Origin of the sequence: Blautia sp. AF17-9LB, from assembly GCF_003479185.1 — a bacterium.
In the GTDB taxonomy this organism is placed as follows: domain Bacteria; phylum Bacillota; class Clostridia; order Lachnospirales; family Lachnospiraceae; genus Fusicatenibacter; species Fusicatenibacter saccharivorans.
Genome location: NZ_QUGU01000033.1, coordinates 1 through 5,334, shown reverse-complemented (window position 1 = coordinate 5,334; position 5,334 = coordinate 1). Strand labels below are relative to the sequence as shown.

Below are 5,334 nucleotides of genomic sequence, written 5' to 3'. Positions count from 1 at the left end.
GAACCTTTGACAGCTCATTTTCTCCGGATTAGTCTGCACCCAAGAGGAAATAAGATGTTGTGTGTTGACACATACTGAAAATTTTTTTATTCTGTATTAGAGGACGGTGGAGCGAAGTTGTGCAATATAGCACCCCCACCATATGTATGACCTTGGTGTTTGGTAGGTTACCCGAAATTTGAGTTGAACTGGAAGAACTGCAAGGATAAAAAGGAGTAGTATTTCCTACTCTTTTTTATAAAATCAAAAAGGTAAAAAAACTTCATTGATAATATAAGCCCCCTATAGCCCTTTAGGGCTAACAGTCATAGGGTAGCGGATATAGTATAAGTATATGCCAGAAAAGAGGTGTTTATTCATGGCAAGAAAGCCGACTGATAAGCAGTTGTTCAAGATGAAAAATGAATGGTTGGGGCAGTTCTACGAGGAAGTGAAACCGAGGGATTTTTACAGAGCTGTCTTTCCAGAGGGCAGTTTTGAGAGAGAGGGACACCCAGAAGATGAGAAGTGCAATGGGGTTCTCACAGTGATAGAGGGAGAAAAGGCAAGGAACTATATTGTTTTTGATGAGCTGAACATGGTTGATGAGGTCAAGGGGGCAGAGTTCGCTATCATGTCTCCTGTGGGCTATTCTGGACGTAACAGGACAGCCAAAAACGCAAGGTGGCTATATGGGATAGCTGTAGACCTTGACGGAGTGGAAATGGAGCAGTTAAGAGATGTGTTCCACCAGATGAAGCACGATTTTTTGCCACAATGTACCTATTGTGTGAACAGCGGTCATGGACTGCATTTGTATTATCTCTTTGAGAAGCCAGTACCGCTATACAGACATCTGCAAGACCAGTTAAGGGAGTTCAAGTATGAGCTAATCAGAAAGATATGGAATAGGTACACAAGCACCTATACAGAGCGTGAGCAAGTGCAGTACCAAGGTATCTTTCAAGGCTTTCGTATGGTTGGTACCCAGTCGAAACTGGGAAAGCGGTATCCAGTGACAGCTTTTGAAACTGGGGAGCGTGTCACAGTAGAGTATCTGAATAACTTTCTTATGGACGATAGCAAGGCTGTGACAGATTTCAAGTATAAATCCGATTTGAGCCTTGCCGAAGCCAAGAAGAAGTACCCAGAATGGTATGAAAAGAGGATTGTTAGGGGCGAGAAAAAGGGCAGATGGCATATCAAGAGAGATTTGTATGAATGGTGGTTAAGAAAGATACAGAGCGGAGCGGTGTCAGTGGGGCATAGATACTGGTGTCTGTCTGTGCTTGCATCCTATGGTATCAAATGCGATATACCAGAAGATGAGGTATTGACGGATGCTCTGGAGCTGTTACCTATGTTTGATGATATCAGTGATGATGAACATAACCGCTTTACCAAGCGTGATGTACTGGACGCAATGAATATGTATCAAGAAAACTATGTCACATACAGCAGAGCCGAGGTTGAGCGTGTCAGCGGTATATCCGTACCGCCGAACAAGAGGAACGGAAGAAAGCAAGAACAACATATCAAAATTATGAATGCTATTCGAGAGATTGAACACCCAGACGGAGCATGGAGAAACAAAGACGGCAGACCAGAAAAGTCGAAAATTGTCGAAGAATGGCGAAAGAGCCACCCAGACGGAAAGAAAGCCGACTGTATTCGTGATACTGGATTGAGTAAACCAACAGTATACAAATGGTGGAAGTGAAGCATTAAGGAATTGAGAAAACTCAATTCCTTTTTTCTTTCTTGACATAAGCAGATGCTGTATATATAATGTATATACAGAAGCAGATAGTAGGCAGATGCAAGAAAGGAGAAATAGAAATGTTTACAAAAAAACAAGCGGAAACAGAAAAATTGAACGGGAGAAAAATGGTTGTGTTTAAACACGTGGAATTATTGAATGGATATTATCAAGATAGAGCCACATTAACAGATTCAAACTATTCAGCAACGATAGAGGATGTTTTACTTAAAAATATCCTTACTGGCAATAACGCAACAGATTATTATATTGAGAATATTTATAAATTCGGATTAAAAGAATGCTTTATCGCATTAATGCAAAATTTGTCAGCCGGAATTAACTTTAAGGCATCTGAGCAAAATTCTTATCCATTGATAAAACTTGCTACAAATATTTTATCAAGACCATTCAGCTCAAGTATTGATCCAGAATATAGTCATTATTATGATGGTCATTTTCCATCAAATTGTAAGCAAGTCGCTAAAATATTAGAACATGAAGCGGAAAATAAAGAGCTTTCTTTTGAGGAGAAAATGGAGCTTGAAGATAATCTGGCATTATTAAATAACACCACAAAAGACGGAGTGGATTTTATCCCGTACAATTATTTTTCACTTGTGCTTAAGAACTGGACAGCACTAGGAAATAACAGTTTTACGTTCCGTATGTTGTTTGATGTGGTTGCTCTTTCAGATAATGCATTGTGGGATAAGCCAGAACACAGAATAAATGCGATTGAGTGTATAAAAGATGTGACAAAGAGCTGGGATATCTATTAAAGGAGGTAGAAAGATGACATTAAAAGAATTTTTGGAAAATTATGGTGGCAATGCTTGTGTGACTATAGATGGATATTGTGAAGAAGAAAACTATGATTATTATGAAGAGGTTGACGAGGATTATTTGTCAGATGACAATCCAAATCATTACCAACCAACTTGTATAGCGGAAGAATCATGGTGGAGTGATATTAAAGACAGAGAAATTAAGTCATGGAATATTATTGGCGGTGGTGTGTATAAAGTCGAGTTGTGTATTGCACTGGATTGAAATAGCATTGGGAGAGCGTAAAGCTCGACCTTTGCGAGGGTGCGAAAGCACCCTCTTTTCCTATCCTGCCGGATAGGAAAATGAGAGTCCAGAGAAACCTCTCTGGCATGTTACCGAAGCGTGGAGCGAGGGCATACTTTGGGACAAAGTATAACATGCTACACCAAAACAGAGATTGAGAGCGTAGAGCGACCAATCGACCGACAGAAAAAATCTACAGAAAGGAGAAAATGCATGGCTAATATGAGAAAATTTTCGGACATGAAAGACATAGGGCACTTATGTGCTCACTATGAGAGAAGTGTCGAAAAAGGTCACTATGGAAATCAGGATATTGACCAGGATAAATTATCGTTCGACCATACGAACCTTGCACCCGATCGTGGCAAACAGACAGACTATATAAAAACTCAGATTGAAAAAATTATGGATGGGAGAACAGTGAGAAAAGATGCTGTTAAAATGTGCTGTTGGATAGTAGACGTGCCGGAGCAACTTCCGGAAGAAAAAAAAGGAATGTTTTTTCAGACCACTTATAAATTCCTAGTGGATAGATACGGAAAAAAATCCGGCATGGGCGAAGATGTTGTAATCAGTGCATATATACATAAGTCAGAAACAACTGACCATATACACTTTGCATTTCTTCCGGTAGTTGAAAAAATGGGACAGAAAAGGCTGTGTGCTAAAGAATGTGTAGGGAGAGAGGACTTAAAAAGTTTTCATCAAGATTTCGCTTCGTACATGGAGCAACTCGGAATATGTAAAAAAAGTGATATTTTGAATGGAAAGACAAAAAGGGATGCAAGCGGTAGAGCCTTGTCGGTAAAGGAATTGAAACGACAGAGATATCTTGAAAGAGAAAGAAATGTAGAAAAAAGAAAAATAAATCTGCGGATGCATAACACAGAGAAAGAAAGAAACGTAGAGCAAGTAGACAGGTGGGGCAATCCGGCAGACAGAACAGAGAGAAAAATAAATTTAAAAAGAAGTTGGTGAGGTGATGACTATTGAAACAAATTATTTTATTTTTAAATGATTGTGTTCCTAAAATGGTAGCGGTAGCCATAATTTTTGTAGTAGCTATATTATGCTTAGAATGGTATAGAGGTTGGAAAGATAGACAGTTGAAAGAGCTGAAAAAGGGGACACGAAAAAAGGCTCATGGAATTATCTTCGGAAAGAAAGGATGGAAGTTATTATATAGTCCAGAACAAGCCGAGGGACATGTGGGGGTGTTCTCTGCCAGTGGCACCGGAAAAACGGCATCTATAGGAATCCCTACACTTAGGGCATGGAAAGGGACAAGCTACACGATAGATATATCTGGGGATATTTGCAAGAACTGTCCAGACATGCCACATAAGCTCGTATATGCCCCAGAAAAGCCAGATACGACACCATACAATATATTTTCCCCTATTGACGATTTAAACGAAATAGAGGACAAAAACGAAGCTCTGGAGCAACTTGCTTTTCTGCTGATGCCGGAAGAACCGAACATGAATGATAATGCAAGGTTCTTTCTGGTAAATGGTCGAAAGATACTAACAGCAAGCCTTACAGCCTTTTACCAGAAAGGCATGGATTTTATAGAGATAGCTGAGAAAATTGTCGAAAGCAGTTGGCAAGAACTTTTTCGAGATATAGATAACACTGAAAATATAGATGCAATGAGATATATCAATGGGTTCGAGGGTGCGAATGAAGCTAATACTGCCGGATGCAAGCAGTCTTGCGATGATGCTCTGAAACTCTTTGCAACCAATGGAAAAATAAAGCGTTCTATTCGCAGACCGAAAAAGGGCGAAAAATCTGTTGAACCGAAGAAGATAGAGCATAACAATATTTTTGTGGTGGTCGGAGAAGATAAGCTGAATCTGTATGCCCCTTTAATGAATATTTTAACAAGTCAGCTCATGAATTACATAGGGACAAGAGAGGTACAGAAAAGCAGTCCGGCTATACTATTATTCCTAGATGAGTATGGCTCTTTGAAACTGGATAAAGAGCTTATCTTGGATGCAGTACGCAGATTCAGAAAACGCAGATGCCGGATTATGGTACTCATGCAAAATACCGTGGATTTAAACCTTTTGTACGGTGCAGATGCCACGAGAGCAATATTATCGAACCTAAAGTATAAAGTGCTTTTAGGTGGCTTGGGAGAGCCTGAGAGCCAGAAATATTTTGCTTCTCTGATAGGCTATAAAGACAGTACGAAACACAGCACTTCCAGTAACGCAAAGCAGACTACACACACAGAAAGTGAAGCCAAAGAGTGGGTTATAGAACCGGCAGAGCTTGACCGACAAGGAAAAGATACTGTGATATTGATAGCTGCGGACGAGCCGGACGGATATCTAAAGCTCAAGAAAAACTATTATTTCAAACGATAGCTGATAGGCTACACTTTATCTTTTTCCCTCTTGACTATATTGAAATCCGGAAAAAATGAGCTGTCAAAGGCATGGTTTTTTTATAAAAGTTCTTTTGGCTCCGGTGGATCCACAAGAACTTTTATAAAAAAATTCGCACAGCGA

Annotated in this window: 5 protein-coding genes; all 5 read left to right on the top strand. The window is 39.7% G+C overall.

Annotated elements, in window-relative coordinates; genetic code table 11:
- Positions 1-358 precede the first annotated feature (358 nt).
- The 5 genes from DWX00_RS19260 to DWX00_RS19240 all read left to right on the top strand — a co-directional run bounded on the left by DWX00_RS19260 (position 359) and on the right by DWX00_RS19240 (position 5,190).
- On the top strand, positions 359-1,699 hold the full coding sequence (locus tag DWX00_RS19260) for a hypothetical protein (protein ID WP_118596019.1): 1,341 nt from the start codon (positions 359-361) through the stop codon (positions 1,697-1,699).
- 119 nt (positions 1,700-1,818) lie between these two features.
- On the top strand, positions 1,819-2,520 hold the full coding sequence (locus DWX00_RS19255; RefSeq protein ID WP_118596018.1) for a hypothetical protein: 702 nt from the start codon (positions 1,819-1,821) through the stop codon (positions 2,518-2,520).
- 13 nt (positions 2,521-2,533) lie between these two features.
- A complete protein-coding gene (locus DWX00_RS19250; RefSeq protein ID WP_118596017.1) occupies positions 2,534-2,791 on the top strand; it encodes a hypothetical protein in 258 nt (85 codons plus the stop codon).
- Positions 2,792-3,025: 234 nt separating this feature from the next.
- Positions 3,026-3,790: a plasmid recombination protein gene (locus DWX00_RS19245; protein WP_118596016.1), complete on the top strand. Its 765-nt coding sequence runs from the start codon at positions 3,026-3,028 to the stop codon at positions 3,788-3,790.
- 11 nt (positions 3,791-3,801) lie between these two features.
- Entirely contained in the window at positions 3,802-5,190 is a 1,389-nt protein-coding gene (locus DWX00_RS19240; RefSeq protein WP_118596015.1) for a type IV secretory system conjugative DNA transfer family protein, read from the top strand.
- Positions 5,191-5,334 lie beyond the last annotated feature (144 nt).

What these genes read in the sequence shown, in the direction of transcription:
- DWX00_RS19260 (WP_118596019.1), top strand. Translation starts at nt 359, where the DNA reads ATGGCAAGAAAGCCGACTGATAAGCAGTTGTTCAAGATGAAAAATGAA.
- DWX00_RS19255 (WP_118596018.1), top strand. Translation starts at nt 1,819, where the DNA reads ATGTTTACAAAAAAACAAGCGGAAACAGAAAAATTGAACGGGAGAAAA.
- DWX00_RS19250 (WP_118596017.1), top strand. Translation starts at nt 2,534, where the DNA reads ATGACATTAAAAGAATTTTTGGAAAATTATGGTGGCAATGCTTGTGTG.
- DWX00_RS19245 (WP_118596016.1), top strand. Translation starts at nt 3,026, where the DNA reads ATGGCTAATATGAGAAAATTTTCGGACATGAAAGACATAGGGCACTTA.